The sequence below is a fragment of the Chryseobacterium proteolyticum genome, assembly GCF_046591535.1.
In the GTDB taxonomy this organism is placed as follows: domain Bacteria; phylum Bacteroidota; class Bacteroidia; order Flavobacteriales; family Weeksellaceae; genus Chryseobacterium; species Chryseobacterium proteolyticum.
Genome location: NZ_JBJLWK010000005.1, coordinates 218593 through 239859, shown reverse-complemented (window position 1 = coordinate 239859; position 21267 = coordinate 218593). Strand labels below are relative to the sequence as shown.

At 36.3% G+C, this 21267-nt stretch carries 20 protein-coding genes, 1 tRNA gene and 1 pseudogene; 12 read left to right on the top strand and 10 right to left on the bottom strand.

Annotation, left to right across the window (positions count from 1 at the left end; translation table 11 throughout):
• The first annotated feature begins 1 nt into the window (after position 1).
• From ACJ5H0_RS18835 to ACJ5H0_RS18810, 6 genes are all read left to right on the top strand, one after another.
• The gene (locus ACJ5H0_RS18835) at positions 2 to 286 is read left to right on the top strand and encodes a GNAT family N-acetyltransferase (RefSeq protein WP_306614409.1); all 285 of its coding nucleotides are present in this window, start codon (positions 2 to 4) and stop codon (positions 284 to 286) included.
• 109 nt (positions 287 to 395) lie between these two features.
• Positions 396 to 1895, top strand: a complete 1500-nt coding sequence (locus ACJ5H0_RS18830) for a sodium:solute symporter (protein WP_306614411.1) — start codon at positions 396 to 398, stop codon at positions 1893 to 1895.
• A 36-nt stretch (positions 1896 to 1931) separates the two neighbouring features.
• A complete protein-coding gene (locus tag ACJ5H0_RS18825; protein ID WP_172283933.1) occupies positions 1932 to 2453 on the top strand; it encodes a hypothetical protein in 522 nt (173 codons plus the stop codon).
• A gap of 104 nt (positions 2454 to 2557) precedes the next feature.
• Positions 2558 to 3412, top strand: a complete 855-nt coding sequence (locus ACJ5H0_RS18820) for a transketolase (protein ID WP_411251608.1) — start codon at positions 2558 to 2560, stop codon at positions 3410 to 3412.
• Between the two features lie 32 nt (positions 3413 to 3444).
• On the top strand, positions 3445 to 4608 hold the full coding sequence (locus ACJ5H0_RS18815) for a hypothetical protein (protein ID WP_411251378.1): 1164 nt from the start codon (positions 3445 to 3447) through the stop codon (positions 4606 to 4608).
• 10 nt (positions 4609 to 4618) lie between these two features.
• On the top strand, positions 4619 to 5566 hold the full coding sequence (locus tag ACJ5H0_RS18810; protein WP_172283927.1) for a transketolase family protein: 948 nt from the start codon (positions 4619 to 4621) through the stop codon (positions 5564 to 5566).
• Positions 5567 to 5647: 81 nt separating this feature from the next.
• Here ACJ5H0_RS18810 and ACJ5H0_RS18805 read toward each other — a convergent pair whose 3' ends face one another.
• The 5 genes from ACJ5H0_RS18805 to ACJ5H0_RS18785 form a co-directional block, all read right to left on the bottom strand.
• On the bottom strand, positions 5648 to 6061 hold the full coding sequence (locus ACJ5H0_RS18805) for a nuclear transport factor 2 family protein (RefSeq protein ID WP_172283926.1): 414 nt from the start codon (positions 6059 to 6061) through the stop codon (positions 5648 to 5650).
• Positions 6062 to 6063: 2 nt separating this feature from the next.
• Entirely contained in the window at positions 6064 to 6591 is a 528-nt protein-coding gene (locus tag ACJ5H0_RS18800; RefSeq protein ID WP_306614419.1) for a TetR/AcrR family transcriptional regulator, read from the bottom strand.
• Between the two features lie 269 nt (positions 6592 to 6860).
• Positions 6861 to 7109 carry a hypothetical protein gene (locus ACJ5H0_RS18795; protein WP_411251372.1) on the bottom strand — a complete coding sequence of 83 codons (249 nt, stop codon included), beginning with the start codon at positions 7107 to 7109 and terminating at the stop codon, positions 6861 to 6863.
• A 38-nt stretch (positions 7110 to 7147) separates the two neighbouring features.
• Entirely contained in the window at positions 7148 to 7618 is a 471-nt protein-coding gene (locus tag ACJ5H0_RS18790) for an Lrp/AsnC family transcriptional regulator (RefSeq protein WP_089029148.1), read from the bottom strand.
• Positions 7619 to 7752: 134 nt separating this feature from the next.
• A complete protein-coding gene (locus tag ACJ5H0_RS18785; RefSeq protein WP_411251369.1) occupies positions 7753 to 12555 on the bottom strand; it encodes a translocation/assembly module TamB domain-containing protein in 4803 nt (1600 codons plus the stop codon).
• A 4-nt stretch (positions 12556 to 12559) separates the two neighbouring features.
• On the opposite strand from ACJ5H0_RS18785, the gene tsaD reads away from it, so the two are divergent.
• From tsaD to ACJ5H0_RS18770, 3 genes are read left to right on the top strand one after another with little or no spacing between them, the layout of a single operon-like run.
• Positions 12560 to 13576 carry a tRNA (adenosine(37)-N6)-threonylcarbamoyltransferase complex transferase subunit TsaD gene (gene tsaD / locus ACJ5H0_RS18780; RefSeq protein ID WP_172283920.1) on the top strand — a complete coding sequence of 339 codons (1017 nt, stop codon included), beginning with the start codon at positions 12560 to 12562 and terminating at the stop codon, positions 13574 to 13576.
• A gap of 44 nt (positions 13577 to 13620) precedes the next feature.
• Positions 13621 to 13986 carry a four helix bundle protein gene (locus ACJ5H0_RS18775; protein WP_411251366.1) on the top strand — a complete coding sequence of 122 codons (366 nt, stop codon included), beginning with the start codon at positions 13621 to 13623 and terminating at the stop codon, positions 13984 to 13986.
• A gap of 38 nt (positions 13987 to 14024) precedes the next feature.
• Positions 14025 to 14720 (top strand): RsmE family RNA methyltransferase, encoded by a 696-nt coding sequence (locus ACJ5H0_RS18770; protein ID WP_411251363.1) that lies wholly within the window; start codon positions 14025 to 14027, stop codon positions 14718 to 14720.
• 193 nt (positions 14721 to 14913) lie between these two features.
• Here the strand turns inward: ACJ5H0_RS18770 and ACJ5H0_RS18765 are convergent, their stop codons facing one another.
• The 3 genes and pseudogenes from ACJ5H0_RS18765 to ACJ5H0_RS18755 all read right to left on the bottom strand — a co-directional run bounded on the left by ACJ5H0_RS18765 (position 14914) and on the right by ACJ5H0_RS18755 (position 16700).
• On the bottom strand, positions 14914 to 15597 hold the full coding sequence (locus tag ACJ5H0_RS18765) for a hypothetical protein (RefSeq protein WP_411251360.1): 684 nt from the start codon (positions 15595 to 15597) through the stop codon (positions 14914 to 14916).
• A complete protein-coding gene (locus tag ACJ5H0_RS18760; protein WP_411251358.1) occupies positions 15594 to 16025 on the bottom strand; it encodes a hypothetical protein in 432 nt (143 codons plus the stop codon). Before ACJ5H0_RS18760 ends, ACJ5H0_RS18765 begins: the two co-directional genes overlap by 4 nt.
• Before the next feature lie 17 nt (positions 16026 to 16042).
• Positions 16043 to 16700 (bottom strand): annotated as a pseudogene (locus ACJ5H0_RS18755) (TrmH family RNA methyltransferase).
• A 166-nt stretch (positions 16701 to 16866) separates the two neighbouring features.
• Here ACJ5H0_RS18755 and ACJ5H0_RS18750 point away from each other — a divergent pair.
• Positions 16867 to 17883, top strand: coding sequence for an asparaginase (locus ACJ5H0_RS18750; protein ID WP_172283910.1), 1017 nt, complete (start codon positions 16867 to 16869; stop codon positions 17881 to 17883).
• Positions 17884 to 17937: 54 nt separating this feature from the next.
• A tRNA-Ser gene (locus ACJ5H0_RS18745) sits at positions 17938 to 18024 on the top strand.
• A 497-nt stretch (positions 18025 to 18521) separates the two neighbouring features.
• On the opposite strand, the gene ACJ5H0_RS18740 is transcribed toward ACJ5H0_RS18745, so the two are convergent.
• Entirely contained in the window at positions 18522 to 18821 is a 300-nt protein-coding gene (locus ACJ5H0_RS18740; protein WP_345990499.1) for a hypothetical protein, read from the bottom strand.
• Between the two features lie 212 nt (positions 18822 to 19033).
• Positions 19034 to 19765, bottom strand: coding sequence for a hypothetical protein (locus tag ACJ5H0_RS18735; RefSeq protein ID WP_411251355.1), 732 nt, complete (start codon positions 19763 to 19765; stop codon positions 19034 to 19036).
• A gap of 309 nt (positions 19766 to 20074) precedes the next feature.
• Between ACJ5H0_RS18735 and ACJ5H0_RS18730 the strand changes: the two genes are divergently transcribed.
• Positions 20075 to 21265, top strand: a complete 1191-nt coding sequence (locus tag ACJ5H0_RS18730) for a glycoside hydrolase family 88 protein (protein ID WP_411251352.1) — start codon at positions 20075 to 20077, stop codon at positions 21263 to 21265.
• Positions 21266 to 21267 lie beyond the last annotated feature (2 nt).

The following is a 21267-nucleotide window of genomic DNA, read 5'->3' as shown; positions in this document are numbered from 1 at the left end:
TATGATAGAGGTAAAACAAAACAACGACGAAAAACACGGAAGTTTTGAGGCTTTCATAGACGGAAACCGCGCAGGGCTAATGACATACACCTGGGCAGGAGAAGAAAGATTCATTATTGATCATACGGAAGTAGAGGAAGCTTACAACGGAAAAGGCGTTGGAAAAGAAATGGTTTTAGCGGCGGTAGATTTCGCAAGAAAACAAGGCAAAAAAATAATTGCACTTTGTCCTTTTGCGAAAGCTACTTTCCAGAAAAACGAAGATCTTCAGGACGTCGTAGTCTAGTTAACAGGAAAAGGCAGATGAAAAACCTTTCAGGACAGATCCCTGAAAGGTTTTTCTTTTTTATCAGAACATAAAAAAACTATATTTGTAAAATTTTAATTACAAAAATATGTCTCCAATTATATTACTGTCCATTATCGTTGTATACTTTGCGCTGCTTCTCTGGGTAGCTTATAAAACCGGTAAAGGAAGTGACAACGAGAGTTTCTTCATTGGAAACCGTAAAAGTAATTGGATGCTTGTTGCCTTTGGAATGATAGGCACTTCACTTTCCGGAGTAACTTTTGTGAGTGTTCCGGGAGCTGTGGGCAAAGACAGTTTCTCCTATCTGCAGATAACCCTGGGCTATCTTATCGGGTATATTACCGTTGCATATGTATTGCTTCCTTTGTATTACCGCCTTAAACTCACTTCCATCTACGGCTATCTTCAGCAGAGAATGGGACAGCTTTCTTACAAATCTGGAGCCTGGATATTTATTGTTTCAAGGTTGGTAGGAGCTACAGCAAGATTGTACCTGGTTGTCAATATCCTACAGGTAACCATATTGGACAGCTTAGGAGTTCCGTTCATTGTGACCACTCTCATCATTCTGGCTATGATTATTTTATATACCTATGAAGGAGGAGTAAAGACCATTGTGTGGACCGATACCCTGCAGACTTCCTGTATGCTTCTGGGACTGATTATCTGCACCATCTACATGCTGAACCACCTGGATCTTAGCGTTGGACAAAGTTTGAGTGCCATGAGCAGTAAAGGTTATACGAAAATATTTGAAATGGATTTTAATTCTCCGGGATTCTTTATCAAACAGATTCTTGCGGGAGCATTTATTACCATCACCATGACCGGAATCGATCAGGAAATGATGCAGAAAAGCCTTTCCGTAACGAAACTGAAGGATTCTCAGAAAAATATGGTAACCTTAGGATTTATTTTGTTAGGAGTAATATCATTGTTCCTGTATATGGGAGGCCTTCTTTATCTTTTTGGAGAAAGCCAGGGAGGTCACCTTACAGAGGTCATTGTAGATGGTATCCCCAAAAAGGAGTTTATACTGAACGGGAAAGATATTTTTGGAGATAAGATTTTCCCTGAAGTGGCATTAAACCATATGCCCGGGTTTATTTCAATTATCTTCATCATTGCTTTAATTTCAGCTTTATTTCCAAGTGCAGACGGAGCCATGACAGCACTTACCTCCTCTTTGTGTATTGATATCTTTGGAATGAAGGAAAAGAAAGAATGGACAGATCATAAAAAGGAGAAATTCCGTAAAAATGTTCACCTTCTGGTAGCGCTTTCTTTCCTGGTTATGGTAATTATTTTCAAGATCATCAATGATAATTCCATGATCGGATTGATCCTGAAATTAGCAGGATTTACATACGGACCTCTTTTAGGACTTTTCGCTTTTGGTATTTTTACTACATACAAGGTTAAAGACAAACTTGTTCCTTATGTTTGTATTGCAGCACCTATTATATCCTATTTTATTGATAAGTATCAGACGTCTATTTTCGGAGACTTTAAAATAGGACTGGAATTACTGATCATCAACGGACTATTAACATTCCTGGGGCTTTTAATCATCAGAAAAAAATAAAATCAATAACCAAACTCAAAATAATTAATACATACCATGAAAAAAATCTTTCAGCTTTTATTGGGTCTTTTGGCTTTCAGCTTTGTGTCAGCACAGGAAAACTTTGAAGTTTCAACCCTTAGAATAGGCCCTTATAAAGTATTTATGAAAAGTGCGGAGATAGAAAAAATTTCAGGAACAAAACTGAAAATAACCGACGGAGAATATAAAAACTCTGTAAAATACAATGGTGAAATCCTTATGATCAGCACTAGCCAGGAATATGATAATGATGGAAAAGAAACTAATGGATATAGTATATATGGCATTTCCACAACCAGCAAAAAATTCAGAACCAAAAGTGGTATTGGTGTAGGCAGTACAAAAGATGAGATTATTAATGCTTACAAAAATTATCCAAGCTATAGTGCATATCCGGGATGGGATGATAAGGGCAAGCCCATTAAAAATCAAAGTTATTTCATTCTGAACGACAGTGATGCCTCAACCATATTGTCTTTTAAATTGGTTGATAATATTGTTACCGAGATTTCAGTATCGCTTAATGAAGGCTGCTAAAAGCTTCAAATCTTTAAATAATTCAAAATCCGGGCATTCCGTCCGGATTTTGAATTTCCATAAGCCAGTAAAAAATCGTAAATTCGCGTGCAAATAAATCAGATATAATGAGTAAAAGTATCGAAGAGTTGAAATCTCTTACTACACAAATCAGAAGAGACATTTTAAGAATGGTTCACGCTGTTAATTCAGGACACCCTGGTGGAAGCTTAGGATGTACGGAATTCTTTACAGCGCTTTATGGAAAAGTATTGAACTATCATCTTCCTTTCACTATGGAAGGTAAAAATGAGGATCATTTCTATCTTTCCAATGGCCACATTTCACCTGTTTTTTATTCTACTTTGGCTAGATTTGGCTTTTTTCCGGTTGAGGAATTAAAGACTTTCAGAAAGCTTGATTCAAGATTACAGGGACATCCGACTACTCATGAGGGATTACCTGGAATCCGTATTGCTTCAGGTTCTTTGGGACAAGGACTTTCTGTAGCTTTAGGGGCTGCCTTAGGTAAAAAATTAGACGGAGATAAATCATTGGTTTACTCACTTCATGGTGATGGTGAATTACAGGAAGGACAAATCTGGGAAGCTTTAATGTTTGCTGCGGCAAAGAAAGTGGATAATATTATTTCTACGATCGATTACAATGGTCGTCAGATCGATGGTGATACTGACGATGTATTGAGTTTAGGTGATCTGCATGCTAAACTGGAAGCATTTGGATGGACTGTATTAGAAGAGAAAAACGGGAACGACCTTGAAGCGGTGATTGCTATTCTTGAAAGAGCAAAAACAGAAACAGGTAAACAAAAACCGGTAGCGATCCTTCTTCATACTGAAATGGGTTATGGAGTGGATTATATGATGGGAAGTCATGCTTGGCATGGTAAAGCTCCGAATGACGAGCAATTAGACACAGCATTTAAGCAACTTTACCTGGAAGCTCCTGCAGATTACTAATATCTTTGATTGTCACAATTATCAAGTATTCCATGAAAAAATTCATCATAATCTGCTTGCTTACAAGCTTTATTTTAGGAGTCGCTCAAGAGAAGAAAATTTCTTTCTCCAAAGTGTTTAATTATCAAATGATTGATAAGAAAGCTTCTTTACCTACCCTAAAAATGTATGCAAGTAAGAATAATGAATTTCTCACCCGTCTGAACATTAAAGAGATTCCCATGTATTATTATACCGACGCATTGGGAACAAGCACGGTTTCATTAGAAATGAACAGCCGTCTTGCAGGTTCAGGTTTGAGTGCTTTGATGTATTTGGGGTACAGTGGCTATGATTATGGAGAAAAGGAAGAGTATACTTTGGAAGCCAGAAAACTGGATACAAAAGAAACTATTCTGGGAATGCCCTGCTCTCATTACCTGGTCAACTACCGTTCAAAAGATGGAACGAAAAAGGAAAATGAAGATTTAAAATTGTGTATTGATGATCAATCGTCTATCAATAACATGTCTGTATTTAACGGACTTTTGAATCAGTATCTTCCGGGCGTAAAAATGAAGAGCTCCGGCCTGAAAGGCCTTATTTTAAAAGTGGGTCCTGAAAAAACGTATGATAAAGAATACTTTGTACTGGAATCGGTAAAAGATTCTCAAGATCAGGTATTTTTTGATCATAGAAAAGCAATGATGGACAGACAAAGAAAACAGGACTCTCTGATGATTGCCTATAAAAAGCAGGAAGAAGAATATGCAAAGGCTGATTCCGTATATGCAACAACTGATTCTACCGCTATCGTAGCTGATTCTGCTGCTACAGCCGCAGTTCCATATGCTGATGAGACTTATTATTATATTCCCGACTATGTTTCTTCATATAAGGAGAACCAGGATGAAGACGGAAGCTTGGCTATTACAAACATTCCGGCTGAAACTCTTTGGAAAGGACTGCCTAAGCATTGTAAAAATTTCGAAAAAGATCTTCCAACCTTTAAGTTTAAAGAAGTAAAAGGACATTTGAGAAATTATGTGGGTCAGATGTGTGATATGTATCTTACACAATCGGCAGGACACAATGTAGGTGTCAAACTTACTTTGGATGAAATAAGAAGAGAAGTTCTTTACCTTAATACGATTCAGGAAAAACTTGATCAATCTGATAAAAAGAAATTAAATAATTATTTAAAAACTCTAGATTAAAAAAATAAAAATGAAATATACATATACAGAAAAAAAGGACACACGTTCAGGATTCGGAGCCGGATTAGCTGAGCTTGCAGATAAAAATCCAAATGTAGTAGCACTTTGTGCAGACCTTATCGGATCTTTAAAAATGGAGAAATTCATTGAAAAGGCACCGGAAAGATTTTTCCAGGTAGGAATTGCTGAAGCCAATATGATCGGTATCGCTGCAGGTCTTAGTATTACAGGAAAAATTCCTTTTACCGGAACGTTTGCCAATTTCTCTACTTCCAGAGTATATGACCAGATCCGTCAATCTGTTGCCTATTCAGGAAAAAATGTAAAAATCTGTGCTTCACATGCTGGGCTTACATTAGGAGAAGACGGGGCTACTCACCAGGTTCTTGAAGACATTGGTATGATGAAAATGCTTCCTGGAATGACGGTAATCAATCCGTGTGATTACAACCAGACAAAAGCAGCTACTATTGCTATCGCTGATTTTGAGGGTCCTGTATACTTAAGATTTGGAAGACCTACCGTTCCTGTATTCATTCCTGAAGATATGCCTTTCGAAATCGGAAAAGGAATTATGTTGCAGGAAGGAACAGATGTAACAATCGTGGCAACCGGACATCTTGTTTGGGAGTCTCTTGTAGCTGCAGATGAGCTTGAAAAAGAAGGTATCTCTTGTGAGGTGATCAATATCCACACTATTAAGCCGCTTGACGAGGAAATCATCTTAAAATCAGTTGAAAAAACCGGCAAAATAGTAACTGCTGAAGAGCACAATTATTTAGGAGGTTTAGGAGAGTCAGTTGCGGGAATGTTGGCGAGAAAAAGACCAACAAGACAAGAATTTGTGGCAGTAAATGACACTTTCGGAGAGTCTGCTACTCCTGCTGAATTGATGAAGAAATACAAGATTGATGCTGCTGCTGTAAAAGAAGCCGTAAAAAGAATTTTAGAGAAATAATTTCTCTGACAATTTTTATATACATACATAAAAGCATCCCATCTGGGATGCTTTTATTTTTTACAGAATCGCGTTCTGCTGTTATTTAAATTTCCGTTCTTCTTCCTTAATCGCTAAATCATTGATGCTGGCATATCTCTTTTTCATAAGTCCGTTTTCATCAAACTCCCAGTTCTCATTTCCATACGCTCTGAACCACTCTCCATTTTTTGTCTGATATTCATATTCAAAACGTACGGCTATACGATTATCGGTATGTGCCCAGTATTCTTTCTTAAGCCTATAATTGAGCTCCTTTTCCCATTTATGACGGAGAAATTCAATGATCTCTTCTCTCCCGTTCACAAACTGGTCTCTGTTTCTCCATTCACTGTCTTGAGTATACGCTTTAGAAACCCTTTCAGGATCCTGACTGTTCCAGGCATCTTCTGCTAACTGGATTTTTTCTTTTGCCGTTTCAAGGGTAAAAGGTGGAAGTGGGTGTTTCTGTTCCATTTTTATGGTATTAAATTGGTGATTATCTTTTTTGATTTTTCTATCAGTTCATTGGATCTAAACAACTGGCTTTCTATAATACTGCTCTCAAAAAGCATGTAAATATGATCACTGATCTCAGCATCATCCACTATTTTCATAAAGTAATTACGGAGATCTGTTTTATGATGTTGAATTACATTAAGAATCTTGGTATTATCAGTTGGAATTTCAGATAAGATATTGAGAAAGCTGCAGCCCCTGAAATTCTCTTTTCGATTCATGTCAATCAGGAAGTCAAAAGCAGCCATTACTTTCGATTTAGCACCTCTTTTCCCCGCCGTAAAGGTTTCAAGTTCATTGAACCAGTAAGTATGCCTGGTATTCAAAAACTCAACACACAAATCTTCTTTGGACTTAAAATACTGATAAAAACTCGCTTTGGCTACACTCGCTTCTGAAATGATCTGATTGATCCCTGTAGAGTTGTATCCCTGGGTGGAAAATAATTTCATTGTCGTTGCTACGATCCTTTCTTTTGGAGATATCATAAACCAATATATTATTTAAACAAAGGTAGAAAAAAATAGTAACATACAGACAGGTCTGTCTGTTAATTTTCAAATAAAAAAAAACCTTCATTACGAAGGCTTCTTATTTTTATTTGAAAAATTTCCATTTAGGAATTATTGCAAGCATCCCAAATCCTGTGAAGAGGAAAAGATTGGTAACATCCGTGTACAGGAATGTTGAAAGATAATAGTTGTGCATAAAAAAATGCAGAACCAGCAAAGCAGGAAAAGTAAATATGCCCATCTTCCTATAAAAAAAACATCAGTATGAGACTTATCACCATAAGAATGTCTAGAGAAAAGATGACATAAAAATACCATCTGGGAATATTAAGGTATTCGTGCTGCAGGTATTCATCTACATCTATCCCCAATCCCATGATTGTAAATAACATTAAAGATGCAAATGCTAAAATAAAACCCCATCCCTTCTTTGGGTCCTCATCAAAGTAACTGTATTCTTCCATAGGTACAAAAATAAAGAACTTATGAATCATATCATAAGTTCTTCTATAATTATTCGTTTAGAATTTGATTAAATAGAAATAGCGTTGATTAGTCTATTTTTATCACTTAAGTATTCTTCCATGGAAATCATACTTTCTGTTCTCATAACATCCTGAATATCGTCTATCTGATAGATAATTCTTTTCGCGTCTTCAGTATTCTTCGCTCTTACTTTACAGAAAATATTATATTTTCCAGAGATCACACTTGCCTCGATTACGTTTGGAAGAGTTGATAACTCTTTTAAAACTTCCTGAGTACGGTTTGATTTAGTTAAAAGAATTCCGATAAAAGCAGTAAAGTGATAATCCAACTTACCATAATCGATATTAAGGGATGATCCCAAAATAATACCTGCATCTTCCATTTTTTTCACTCTTACGTGAATTGTACCCGCAGACACATCCATCTGTTTAGCAATTTCAGTAAAAGGCATTCTTGTGTTTTCTACTAAGAAATCAAGAATCTTTTTGTCTATTTCGTCCAGTTGATAGTTCATATTAGTTAAATTACAATTTTTTTAAAAAATCTATGTATTTTTTGCAAATCTATAAAAAATAATTTAACTAAAAAAATTATAACAATAATTAACAATAATTAACACGGATGATAAAAATCATTAAAATATTCAAATTATTTACCCATTGCTTTTAGGGAATCTGTTTTTATTTCTTTTCCAGTCTCTACAGGTTTTTTGTCTTTTTTCTTTCTTTTAAACAAAGAATTGAAGCTTTTACTCCACACAACACCGCCTCCATAGGCTTGATTTGCAGATCCGTTAGTGCCTGCACCTACCACACCCATTCCGATATTCGTAGGTTTAGAGTAACCTCTTAAAACTAAACTTCCGTCATTTTTCTTAGAAATATCGTATTCAATAGATCCCTCTCCGGAGAGATAATTAGCTTCCGTACTCTCTGTTTTTGTTAAAGGAATACCCAAACCTGTCTTCACTTTAATCCTTGGAGAAAGTGCAAAGCTTACACCGGCGTTCGCCCGGTCTCCTGTATTGGAGTTCTGGTCTCCTTTCACATAATTCAGGTCAATCTGAAATTCGTTACTCATTGTATTAAGAACAGATCCCAATTGCTTTAAAAGCATATTATACCCGGATGATTCCGCTACACCGGCAACATCTACACCCACACCTCCGGTATTTGAAATATTAAAACTATTCAATAGTAATATAGATCCGAACTGCAGTACTTTTTCTCCCTCCTGGCTCATTTTTGCTGCTAAGGTTTCTTTTACCTGGCTGGAAACGTCCAAAGCAGAAACATCGAGGTCAATTTTAGGATCCGTCAATGACTGTGTAATATTTGCCTGTAATAAGATACTGATTGGCTGAAGGCTACCCATATTCAAATATTGCCCTGCATTTGAAACCATCCTTACATAATTCGCCGTAATATTAAGTGCAGGCCTCATTGCATCACCATCCCAACGGATACTGCTTCCTTTTTCTATCTGGAATGTTTTATTAAGAATAGCTTTTGAAACGAAAGTACCATTTTCTACCTTATAAGTTCCTCCCATTGCAATAGCCCCTTGTCTGTTCATGAGGAATTTTAAGTTTTGAGCCTCCCCTTTTACCGTAATATTACCTACATCATCTCCTACCAGTACATTTACAGTCGTTCCCTTATCTACATCAAGAGAAAAGTCTATATTCATATTGGCTCCCGTCTTTTTCTTTTCTTCAAGAGTTACCAATCCGTCTTTTCCTTCTTTTAGGAACCTCAGCATTTTGAACTCCTCAACATTGGAAGTTGAACCTGAGTTAAAAGTAAATGTACTTCCGCTAAGAGCCTTCATATTTGGCGTGGATATACTGAGACCAGACACAGGACCATCAATATAGAGATCCCCTTGTCCATATACTCTACCCCAGAAAAGATCTAGATCTTTTTGAGTGCTGTTCAGGACTAAAAGATTATCAGCCCTCATTACAAGGTTGACTCCCATTGAAGAAAGGGTTTCAAACTGGATTGCCCCGGAAATATTACCTTTAGAATTGGATCGCCCGTCATGAACTTCAATATTATTTAAAATTGCCAATCCTTTTGATAATGGAATGACTGTATCGTCAAACGAATAGTCTACTCCTGTAAACAAAAGTTTTAATCCAAAATCTTTTAAAGCTATATCACCACTGTAGTCAAGATTCTTTAAGGTACCGTTTATTTTAAGGTCCCCAGTTGCCTTACCTCTCAGGTTTCCGAAGATAGACTGCACAAACTGCTGAGCAAATGAAATATTAAAATCCCTCATTTCCGCTACCAGATCAATCGTTGGAGAAGCAGTGTTGTTATTTACAGTTCCGGTAAGATTCAAATTATTATTTCCCAGCACTCCTGCTGATGTTACTTTTACATCAATATCGTAAACATTAAGCGAGAAGCCATTGGTTGCAGAGATGGTAAGATCTCCCATATCCGTTCCGTTCATCTTGATATCATCAACCGTTAAATCCACCAAAGGTTGTAAGGTGCTCTTATCCATCCTTATTTTCACACTTCCGTTTGCCAGCCCTTTGATGTCCATGGAATTCCCACCAGACTGCATTTCCAGGAGCTTTTCAATAGCAAAATCATTGATATCTGCATCTACATAAAAATCTTTAGCAGATTTGAAGGTAGATTCTTTAATAAACAGAACACTTTTATCCGAATATATTTTCAAATTACTGATTTCAAAGTCACTGGTCTTCTTCCTGTAAGTAATTGAGTGATTCAATTCAGGACTTGTATCTATGGCCCAGGTTACATCATTGAATTTTACTTCAGTAGGATCAAATTTAAAAACAAAATCACCTCCGGCATTGGTAGATTGATTAACGTTAATCGCATATTCTTTAAGATTATCATCCAGTTCATCTGCCGGACTGCCATGTTTAAATTTGGTCGCTAAATGTAATATGGAATTGTTTTCATTTTTACCACTAAGCGTGATATCTTTAAGGATATTATTATTGTATTGTACCTTATTTATTTTAGCGTACAATTGTTCATCCAGGTTAGCCGTATTTATTCTTACCATTACACTATCCACTAAAGCACTGTCTCTGGTAATATTTCCCCTCTCGTTTATTTTATAAGCAGGATTAGCTTCTGCCAATGCCTTATCGGCTTCTGTAATCTCCGCTTCTTTGGTCATTATATACTTTAGGGAAGCAGCATCTACATTCAACCTAAGATTGTTGGCATTTCCATCATATTCCCCTTCTACTACAGCACCTTGAGGTAGCTTAAGATCCGGCAGGAAATAGCTTACCAATCCTTGCTGAACATCAAAATTCATGGCAAAATTTTGTCCGCGATACAACTTTCTGGGTGGCGGTCCCACAAGGATTTTCCCCAAGCCGTTTTCTACCATTCCGGTAAGATCAGCCAGGTTATACTTCCCTGATATTTTTCCATTTACAGCTCCCGGAGCATCAACGGAAATAATCCTGCTACCCGATTCTATAAATGTTTTGAGTTTAGCATTGGGAATGATATATTTTTGCGTTGCTGTAGCAAAATTAATGTTATTAGCTTCTACATCCATCGCCAGGTCATTAATGGTGGCCATGGACATTTTTCCGATTACCTGTCCGCTTACCACCTGACTTCCGGGCTTATCTGTAAAATAATTCATGTTCAGGTAATTCACATCAGCATTTACATCCATAGCGATTCGCGAAGTGCTGAAGTCAATAAGACCTTTTACAGTAGCCTTAGCCTGTTCATCATTGACAGTAATGGTTCCGTTATACTTCTTGTGATCCAGTAAGCCATCCAGATAGAGGTTATTAATTTCCTTATTCATGATTTCAACCTTCGAAATCTGAGATTTTGTGGTCAACCTCATGGTATTAACATCAAAGCTTTGTCCGGTAATATCAAATTTCCCGGAAATTAAACCTACAGCCTTATTTTTTGTAATTACGGAAACATTCAGATCTGTTGCTTCTACATATCCTGCATATTTTGGCATGGCTGTACTATAGCCGGACAAAGTAAGTTTTGTAATCCTGGCCTGTCCGATTCCGGTCATCAGATTTCCGTTCGGAATAAAGATTTGATCAGGGTTTACTCTTGCCGCTCCGTTATACTTCAGCCTTCCGAAATCATCTGCAAAATTCTTCATCTTTTTTGAAATGAATGAAGGCATCATGGCCTTTAGATCCACGTAGGTAAAATCAGTAGAAAGATTGTTGGTTTCGATCTGGAAGTTTCCTTTCAGAAGGTTATTGACCTTCATCGTCTGCGTAGCTATATTGACATCAGGGTTTCTGATAAGGAAATTTTCAAGATAAAATTTATTCAGCGGGCCATTCATTTTCCCGGAGACATTGAAAGCTTTAAAGTTATCCCAGTTGGTGACAAAATAACTGATATCGTATCCGCTCAACTGGCTTCCCTGTTTAAGATTCATGTCCCATCGTACCCGGTCTGCAAAATCCGCCCAGGATCCGTCATTGAGGTTAAATTTAATATCTCCCTGCAAAAGGGTATGATCTGTATTTATCGTTAAATCTTTAAGAGAAAGATGTTTATGGGTTAAAGACAATTCCGTCGAGAAGGTGTCCACAAAATGAGATTTTCCCCATCGTGTTGTAACGAATGACATATTATTGATCAACGCAGAAACATCAGGTCCACTCACTTTAAGATTGGGAGCCTTCAGGTTGAACTTAGTCGCAGTAAGCCACTTCCCTGCCTCTCCCGGAGAGTTTTGGTTAACGATAGAAACTTTAGAGTCAATGATTTGTATGCGAGAATTCAATTCAAAAGCCGGCTTTTTTGGATCCCTTTTCTTACCGTTATCAAATAATTGGGTAAATCTAATAAAATTTGAAATGCTATCTCCTTTATAAGTAATTACTTTAACATCGGCATTAATCATCGTAAGGGAATTAAAGCTCAAAGAATTGCTTTTCCCGGAAATAGCCCCCGCTGCCAGCGATAACCAGTCCGAATTTGCCCGAAACTCACGTGCCTTAATAAACTCTAATCCTTTATAATCTTTAACTTTTAATCCTTTGATGGTAACATTTCCAAAATAATTTACTTCCACACTTTCAGTGGACATATCTGCTTTAAAATCCTTATTGACAATCTGCAACGCCTGATCTGCAGCCCATTGTTTGGTAACAGGAAGATTAATAATAATGACAATAGCAACAACAACAGAAACGACCAACCAGAATAAAACAAGTAAAAGTCTCGCCCACCATGAATAGCTGGTAACATCTTTAGCGGCCTGTTTCCCAAATTCCTGAACAGTTTCTACCGGATGATGAACAGCATCGGAAGCAAGTTCAGAGGCTTCTTTTACCGTTTCTTTTACTTTTTCCTCAACATTTTCTACAGTCTTTTGTACCTGATCACTTAAGTTTTCAGTTACAGATTTTTTATTCTCATTTTCGTTATTATTCTCTAACTTTGCCATTATTATGAGCGAGTCTATAATTTTAGGTATCGAGTCGTCTTGTGACGACACATCAGCAGCTATCATCAAAGGGAACACTATTCTTTCTAATATTGCTGCCAATCAGGCTATTCACAAAGAATATGGAGGCGTTGTTCCTGAGCTGGCCTCAAGGGCCCATCAGCAAAACATCATTCCCGTTGTTGAAAAATCTCTCACCAAAGCAAATATACAACAAAATGCGATCTCTGCTATAGGATTTACACGCGGACCAGGACTTTTAGGTTCTCTTCTTGTGGGGACGTCTTTTGCTAAATCCCTGGCTATGAGTTTAGATGTCCCATTGATCGAGGTAAACCATCTCCAGGCTCACATTTTAGCGCATTTTATTGACGATGCAAATCCTATGCCGCCAAAATTCCCATTTTTATGCCTTACGGTGAGTGGAGGACACACCATGATCGTTTTGGTAAAAGACTATTTCGATATGGAGATTATTGGTAAAACCACAGACGATGCAGCGGGAGAAGCATTTGATAAAATCGGAAAAATATTTGATCTTGATTATCCTGCAGGTCCTATTATCGACAAATTAGCGAGAGAAGGAAATCCCGACGCATTCAAATTCAACAAACCCAAACTGGAAAATTACGATTACTCCTTCAGTGGGATAAAAACTTCAGTACTCTACTTTATCCAGAAAGAGGTAAAAAAGAATCCTGACTTCATAAAGGAAAACCTCAACGATCTATGTGCTTCCGTACAGAAAGCTATTATTGAGATATTAATGAACAAGCTTGAAAAAGCCGCGAAAGAACTTAACATCACTGAAGTAGCCATTGCCGGCGGTGTATCAGCCAACTCAGAATTAAGAAAAGTAATGCAGGACAACCATCAAAAACTTGGGTGGAACATCTACATTCCAAAATTTGAATACACAACGGACAATGCAGCCATGATCGCTATGGTAGCACAACTCAAGTTCGAAAGAGGAGAATTTACAGATTTGAGAACGAGTGCAACATCGAAATATGATTTGTAATTTTTTGCTAAATTGTAAAGTTGCAAATTTGAAAATCGCAAAAGATGGATCAGTTTTACTTTGAAAAATTAGAAGTCTGGCAAAATGCCCGGCAATTGGTCAAGGAAATTTATATTGCAACTCAATCTTTTCCAGAAAGTGAGAGGTTTGGAATCACAGATCAAATCCGAAAAGCAAGTGTAAACATTACTGCTCATATAGCAAAAGGGGTGTTAAGAAAATCAAAGAAAGATAAATCCCGTTTTTTGGATACCGCTTTTGGCTCAACAATAGAAGTAATTAATTTTTTAATTCTTTCGTACGATCTCCAACTTTTAAATTATGAAGATTACCTTCATTTAAGAGGTCAGTCGGAATTCATTTCTAATCAAATTAATTCATTAAAGAAGTCCATCCATAATGAATCTTAGCCCTAATTAACAATTCAGCGATCAAAAGCTACCCACTTATGAAATTATTTCACGGAAATATAGAAAACAATACCGTAACAATCCATGATGAGGAACAACAGCATATTGTAAAAGTTCTTCGCATGAAAAACGGAGAGGAAGTCCATGTAACAGATGGAAATGGAAATCTTGCCTTTGGAAAATTGATTTTGGAAGGTAAAAAAGCTCTTTTGGAGGTGTCCGACATCAAAACCGGACTTCCGGATTTCAATCCTAAACTCCATATCGCAATTGCTCCTACCAAAAATATTGACCGGATAGAGTTTTTTGTAGAAAAGGCTGTAGAAATGGGTATTTCCGAAATCAGTTTTTTAATAACTGAAAAGACAGAACGTAAAAATATCAACATTGATAAGATAAGAAAACAAGCTATTGCAGCTTCAAAACAAAGTCTGAGATTTCACTTTCCTGTCATTCATGATCCCGTAAAGTTTTCAGATTTTATAAAAGTTATATCCCCTGAAAGTACTTTTGTTGCTCATTGCCATGAAAACCTGGAGAGAATTGAGCTTAATCAAATTCCCAAACTGGACCATTTCACTTTTCTTATTGGTCCTGAGGGTGATTTTTCTGAAAAGGAAATTCAAACTCTTGCAGATCAAAAAGTAAGAGCCGTGTCCCTTGGAAATCAGAGACTCAGAACCGAAACAGCAGGCATATTTGTCGCATCATGGAATTACCTTCATCTAAAATAGCTGCATAACATTACAAGCTTATCCTTTTTAAGCAACCGAATATTTTTTTCTAAACAGAGGTCTCAAAAGATGATAAGGGAAAAAGATGACAATCAGGAAATAATTTGCATTTTCAAATTCAGCTAAAACAAATATAGCTGTGTAAACATGAAAAATGTAAAGGAATATTAAAAAGAAGGTAAGCAGTTTCCGATTACCCCCCCCCAAGAAAACAAAGGAATTGCGTCAAAATTCCTAATACAGTTATTACAATCCAAATATGATCATAGGCATAAATACTTTTAAATACAGGAGGTATTTGCATATCTGCCATCCAATAATTATCATAGGTATTAAGCTTTGCAGCATCTTTGCTAACCCAGGTGAGCTTATCCGTATTTTTAATCAAATTCTTTACCGTACCCAGGATTTTACTCATTCCCGCAAGGGTATAGGTCATTAGTATTCCCAAATAAAAGTATTGTACAAGTTTATAATCCTTGTCTTCTAATTCCTTTGGGAGTAAAAAAATACTAAGAAAAAATCCCAGAACGATGATGTGCCCATCGTGATGGACTCCAAAGTTGGCCGCAATAGGGAGATTAATAATAGCGACTAACAGAAAAATAAAAAAATTAAGAAGATAAGATGGTTTGAAAACCGTAATAATCAAAAGAGCAGCACAGACGATCAAAAGTCCGGCAAAAACAAATGTCCCCGGAAATTCAGGAAAGATCAGCTTTTCAAGCTGAAAAACAGGTTCATAGATTGCCGCAGGTCTTTCTTTCAATCTGATAAATTCCAGATACTGCGCTACCAGCCAGTACAATCCGAAAAACCTTACCATGTAGTAGGCAACCTTATAATTGAATACAGTAAGCTGAGGATAGTTCATCACAGTTTTACAATCAGTTTTTTGTTGATATTCATCTTTGCTTCTCCTATTTCCTTCGGACGATAAGTCTCTTTATAAAGAAGATAACCTTTATATTGAGGTTCAGTATCTTTTGCGAAAATCAGTAGCTTCCTCTTATTTTCTTCCTTGTTCACATTATCTTCTATTCTTTTACCATATGTTCCCACGATAACAGCTTTGTCATTGGCATCATAGCTGCGGACGGATTTATTTACAATTCTAATGGTATCACTATCGGTGATTCCATAGAGTTTATATTGGTCTTCCGTAGCCTCTCCTCCGCTAGGCACTGTAAAAAGTTTCCAACTGAAAAACGGATATAATTCTTTATACCCTTTTTCCATGATAACTAAACTGATAAGGGACATTACAAAAGAAAAGATAAATAAATGTAGGGTATATTTTTTCATCAGATTAACAATGGGAATTATGTTTTTAAATAATGTTCGAGGATTTCATGGCCGCTTCTTATAGAATTCACAGCCCATCGTATTTTCATTTTCAGGAGTTTCTCTTCATTGAGTTTGTATTCTATTCCTGATCTGAGAAGTTTTTGTTTTAATTCATACATACAGATTCCTGCAGCAACGGAAACATTAAAACTCTTTGTGAAGCCATACATAGGAATAGCCAGTGTTTCATCTGCAAAGTCAAGAACTTCTTCTGACACACCTTCCAGCTCAGTTCCGAATACCAGGGCAATAGGCTTCGTAATGTGGTAATCAGGAACCATCACAGCACTTTTTTTCCGGTGAAACGGCTAAAATTTTGTAACCTTCATTTTTAATTTCCTGAAGTGACGAAATATCTTTAGCCATTTTCTTTACTTCAACCCATGTTTCAGCACCTTTTGTAACGGTAAGATTGGGATTAAAAACATTTTCTTCTTCCATAGCTACCACTTTATGAAACCCACAGGCTTCCACAGATCTAACAATGGCTGCTGCATTTCTGAACTGATAAATATCTTCCATTACGGGAAGTACAAAGTCAGAACTCTCTTGAGAAAAATGTTCGATCTTCCTTAATCTCTCATCCGTTAAAAATTGTTTTAAATATTCAAAAGTTTGTGCTAAATCTTTCATCTGCATTCAATTTCTTTTTAATAACAAGATGGAACGCAACTCATTATAAAATGATTTTATAAAATTTATCATGAAGCGTTTCATTCATTTTCAAATCTTTGCAAATTAACGTAATTTTGAGTTTATAAACCTGCACAAGGTTCAACTTCTTAATAAAAAGTAATACATGAAACGAAAAGTCCTGTTGATATACACTGGTGGAACTATTGGAATGGAAAAAGATTATGAAACCGGAAGCCTTAGAGCATTTGATTTCGGAAATATCTTTGAAAAAATGCCGGAAATGAAACTTATGGAATGTGAAGTTTTCGTCCATCCTTTTGCAAAACCTCTGGACTCTTCAGATATGGGACCGGAAGAATGGAAAATCATTGCCCATTATATTCATAAAAATTATGATCATTATGATGGCTTTCTGGTTCTTCACGGAACCGATACCATGTCTTATACGGCTTCTGCACTAAGTTTTATGTTGAAAGGACTGAGAAAACCGGTTATTTTTACCGGTTCACAACTTCCTATTGGAGATCTCAGGACCGATGCTAAAGAAAATCTGCTTACAAGTTTATATTATGCCAGTTTATATGAAAACAACGAACCTGTTATTCAGGAAGTTGCCATCTATTTTGAGTATAAACTATTGAGAGGAAACAGGACATTAAAATACTCCGCAGAATATTTTGATGCATACGCAAGTCCGAACTACCCTATTCTGGGGCAATCCGGGGTTCACCTTAATATCATCAAAGATAACCTTCACCGCTGTGATCAGAATGTGGAGTTTCACGTTGATGATCATATTTCCGAGGATATTTTATTCTGGAGAATTTTTCCGGGAATGCACTTAAGCCATTTCAAGGAAATTCCCAAAATGAAAGTCCTTATCCTTCAAGTTTTTGGTTCCGGAACTATTTTCAGCAGCGAAAAAACACAACAGACACTTGAGGAAATCCGAAATAACGGAACTGAAATCGTAGTGGTAAGTCAGTGTATTTCAGGAGGAATCTCGTTTGGAAAATACGAAAACAGCAATATTTTCTCGAGGATTGGTGCCATAAGCGGAAAAGATATGACCGCAGAAACTGCAATAACAAAAGCGATGCATTTAGTCGGCAATCCTAAATATCAGGGAAGCTTTGCAGAAAACTTTTCAAAGAGTTTATGTGGAGAAATTACAGACTAATTGCTTTAATTATTTGTAAATTCAAGAAAATACATTACTTTTGCAATCTCAAACAGAAAGGTGTCCGAGTGGTTGAAGGAGCTACCCTGGAAAGGTAGTATACGGGTAACTGTATCGAGGGTTCGAATCCCTTCCTTTCTGCAAAATAACGTACTGAAAATCAGTACGTTATTTTTTTTCATACAACATCATTATTTTTCTATAGTTTTGTTTTCAGAGCTTTATATATACAAAACAGCACTTAATACTTCGTTTTTACATAATTTTTACACAACAGATATTACTATCAAAATACAACTATTATTATGATCACGATCATAAAAAAGCTTGTTCACACTTAGTATATTCGAATATTAGTTTTCCAACTGATAAATTTCATCAAGTTAAATTAGCTTCCCTGCCCCGGGAAGCTTTTACGCAAAAAACACTTTTTAAAATTTTTTTAAATACTGGATTGAAGCCTTTCAATTGAAAGGCTCCTTTTTTGTAATAATTTCTAGTCTAAAATAAAATATTAATCCGGGGATGAACCAACAACTACACGCCCCTAATAAAGAGAATTAATTCAAAAGATATAGATCATAAAAAAAACGACTATCATTACTGAAGTCGTTTTTTCTTATTTTTTCCTGAAAAAATTATTTCTTTAAATCTGCTTTCACATCTTTATAACCATCTGAAACCGCATCGGCTCCCTTCGTGGCTGTTTTACCAACCCATTTTGTACCTTTTTTAACTCCTTTTTTAGTAGCTTTTGCACCTTTGGTCGCTGTTTTACCTACCCAATTAGCACCATCTTTCACACCCTCTCCAGTTGCTTTTGCTCCTTTCTCAATGGCTTTACCTACATTTTTAACTTCTTTTTTTACAGTCTCTTGGGCATTAATAGCTGTAGTGAACAACACAAATGCTAATAAGCCAAATAGTTTCTTTTTCATTTTTTTTATTTTTTTTAAACTGTAGTATATATTACATAAAACAAGCCAAATTTATTTAGCCTAAAAAGATTAGTAAAAATAGTTTACTCAAAATAAAGAGCAAAAAGTTAAAAACTCTTGTGAATGCCGAACCGAAAACTTGGTTATCTTTTTAAAATAAAAAAAAACATTGAATTTCAATGTTTTTTTATTATTCTGTGCATGCTTTTATCTTATAAACGGCTAACCGTTAATTGGTATGTTTTGGATACATTCCCATTATTGGTTATAGTGTACGAATCAGTTGTTGCTTTCATAACAGTGAAATCGAACTGCGTTCCCGTGCCTCCATCAGCACAATTGGTTACATTGGGAAATACGACACTCCATGTTCCTGAAGTATTGGCAGATGGAGCAATCGGAGCAATAGTGGGATTTCCAATTTTATCTCTTGCTACTCCTGATACATATCCGAGAGACAAGCCATTATATACAAAAGTTGTAATCATAGCTCTTGCACATCCATTTGTAGATTTTACAATGAAAAGACCAGTAGCAATATTCACCGTAGAGGGTACTGTAACTGTTGCACTGGCTCCAGCCGCCACAGTTACAGCTTCGGTATAACTATAAGACGTAGCTACAACATCGCTTGTAGCCAAATCCCTTGTAAGTATATCGAAACTTGAAGGTACTTGTCTGATTAAATTCCGGATTCTAAGGCTTTGATTTTTGGCATCTACATCCAATGACCTTTGTGGGCTTGCGTTTCCTATTCCCACATTTCCCGCTGCGGTAACAACAAAGTCATTTGCTTCCTGAGCTGCAGTCGGGGCGCCTGTGACCGCATTGTCTTTTGCTCCGTCAACATGTAAAACTGCCTGAGGGTTAGTTGTACCGATACCAACCTGTGAAAAATAAAGCATTGGTAGGCATAAACAGTAAAATAAAATAGTTTTTCTCATAACTTGATTGGTTTTAAAAGATTAGATATAAATAATTCAATTTTAAGAACCTGATAAAAAACATGATACAATCTTAATCTGTCTGCCTAATGTACTCTTATAAGAATATTCCACTATCGCTAACTCAAAGTTAAAAAAATAAATCAAATGTTTTCAAAATAAATAAGTTATAAATTATTTCAAATAAAATAACCCATCATTTTCATCGCAATTAATCTTATAAAACATTTTTCAAACATCATCCATAATGCGGATTTTGAATATTTTCTATAAATTTTAATTAAATTGTACTTCGAATATGCATAATCTATGATTTTACAAAACATAACAACAGGCTTATTTCTGACCATCACAAGCTTAGCATTTGCACAGAATAGTAAGCAAATGTCTGAGCTAATTCAGAATGAATTTCAGCTCGCAGATAAGCAATACAAGAAGCTAATGAAAAGCATACCACAGGATAAAATGCCTCAATCTTATAATGCGTCTATTGATAAAGTAACCACAAAAGATATTACATGGTGGTGTTCAGGTTTCTATCCCGGATCATTATGGATGATTTATGAACAGACAGGAGATCCTGAGATCAGAAAAGAAGCAGAAAAGAGATTGCAGCTGATCGAACCTAATAAAACATTTACACGAGATCATGATCTAGGCTTTATGATGTTCACCAGCTTCGGCAATGCATACAGAATCACTAAAAATCCTATATATAAAGATATCATTCTTACTTCAGCGGAATCATTATCCACAAGATTCCGGCCAGGAATGCAGGCTATTTTGTCCTGGGATAAGATGGCAGACTTTAAAGGTCCCGTTATTATTGACAATATGATGAACCTGGAAATGCTCAATTGGGCAGCCCAAAATGGAGGTAATAAAAAGTTAGAAGAGATTGCAATCGCCCATGCTAATACAACCATGAAAAATCACTTTCGTTCCGATTACAGCTCATATCATGTAATTGATTACAATGTCAATACAGGTGAAGTTTTCGGTAAAAAAACCTTTCAGGGCTATTCAGATTCTTCTGCCTGGGCAAGAGGTCAAGGGTGGGCTTTATATGGCTATACCATGATGTACCGCTTTACTAAAAATAAAGCATATCTTGACCAGGCCAGGCATATCGCAAAATTTATTCTGAATAATCCAAATTTACCGGAGGACAAGATTCCTTTTTGGGATTTCAATGATCCAAAAATTCCTGAAGTTCCCCGTGATGCGTCCGCCGCTGCAATTATCGCATCTGCCTTACTGGAATTAGGACAGTATGTAAAAGCGGATGAAAGAAAAAACTATGTCGACAATGCACGGCAAATGATAGTAAGCTTATCAGGAGATCATTATCAGGCAAAAGCCGGAACGAATGGTGGCTTTCTCCTCATGCATAGTACAGGTGGACTACCACTCCATTCAGAAATCGATGTCCCGTTAATATATGCTGATTATTATTTTCTGGAAGCATTGAAACGATATAAAGATTGGTATTTACAATAAAC

Bases quoted from the DNA above. Each gene is read 5' to 3' on its own strand.
- ACJ5H0_RS18835 (WP_306614409.1), top strand. From the start codon at position 2: ATGATAGAGGTAAAACAAAACAACGACGAAAAACACGGAAGTTTTGAG.
- ACJ5H0_RS18830 (WP_306614411.1), top strand. From the start codon at position 396: ATGTCTCCAATTATATTACTGTCCATTATCGTTGTATACTTTGCGCTG.
- ACJ5H0_RS18825 (WP_172283933.1), top strand. From the start codon at position 1,932: ATGAAAAAAATCTTTCAGCTTTTATTGGGTCTTTTGGCTTTCAGCTTT.
- ACJ5H0_RS18815 (WP_411251378.1), top strand. From the start codon at position 3,445: ATGAAAAAATTCATCATAATCTGCTTGCTTACAAGCTTTATTTTAGGA.
- ACJ5H0_RS18810 (WP_172283927.1), top strand. From the start codon at position 4,619: ATGAAATATACATATACAGAAAAAAAGGACACACGTTCAGGATTCGGA.
- ACJ5H0_RS18805 (WP_172283926.1), bottom strand. From the start codon at position 6,061: ATGGAACAGAAACACCCACTTCCACCTTTTACCCTTGAAACGGCAAAA.
- ACJ5H0_RS18800 (WP_306614419.1), bottom strand. From the start codon at position 6,591: ATGATATCTCCAAAAGAAAGGATCGTAGCAACGACAATGAAATTATTT.
- ACJ5H0_RS18795 (WP_411251372.1), bottom strand. From the start codon at position 7,109: ATGATTCATAAGTTCTTTATTTTTGTACCTATGGAAGAATACAGTTAC.
- ACJ5H0_RS18790 (WP_089029148.1), bottom strand. From the start codon at position 7,618: ATGAACTATCAACTGGACGAAATAGACAAAAAGATTCTTGATTTCTTA.
- ACJ5H0_RS18785 (WP_411251369.1), bottom strand. From the start codon at position 12,555: ATGGCAAAGTTAGAGAATAATAACGAAAATGAGAATAAAAAATCTGTA.
- tsaD (WP_172283920.1), top strand. From the start codon at position 12,560: ATGAGCGAGTCTATAATTTTAGGTATCGAGTCGTCTTGTGACGACACA.
- ACJ5H0_RS18775 (WP_411251366.1), top strand. From the start codon at position 13,621: ATGGATCAGTTTTACTTTGAAAAATTAGAAGTCTGGCAAAATGCCCGG.
- ACJ5H0_RS18770 (WP_411251363.1), top strand. From the start codon at position 14,025: ATGAAATTATTTCACGGAAATATAGAAAACAATACCGTAACAATCCAT.
- ACJ5H0_RS18760 (WP_411251358.1), bottom strand. From the start codon at position 16,025: ATGAAAAAATATACCCTACATTTATTTATCTTTTCTTTTGTAATGTCC.
- ACJ5H0_RS18750 (WP_172283910.1), top strand. From the start codon at position 16,867: ATGAAACGAAAAGTCCTGTTGATATACACTGGTGGAACTATTGGAATG.
- ACJ5H0_RS18740 (WP_345990499.1), bottom strand. From the start codon at position 18,821: ATGAAAAAGAAACTATTTGGCTTATTAGCATTTGTGTTGTTCACTACA.
- ACJ5H0_RS18735 (WP_411251355.1), bottom strand. From the start codon at position 19,765: ATGAGAAAAACTATTTTATTTTACTGTTTATGCCTACCAATGCTTTAT.
- ACJ5H0_RS18730 (WP_411251352.1), top strand. From the start codon at position 20,075: ATGATTTTACAAAACATAACAACAGGCTTATTTCTGACCATCACAAGC.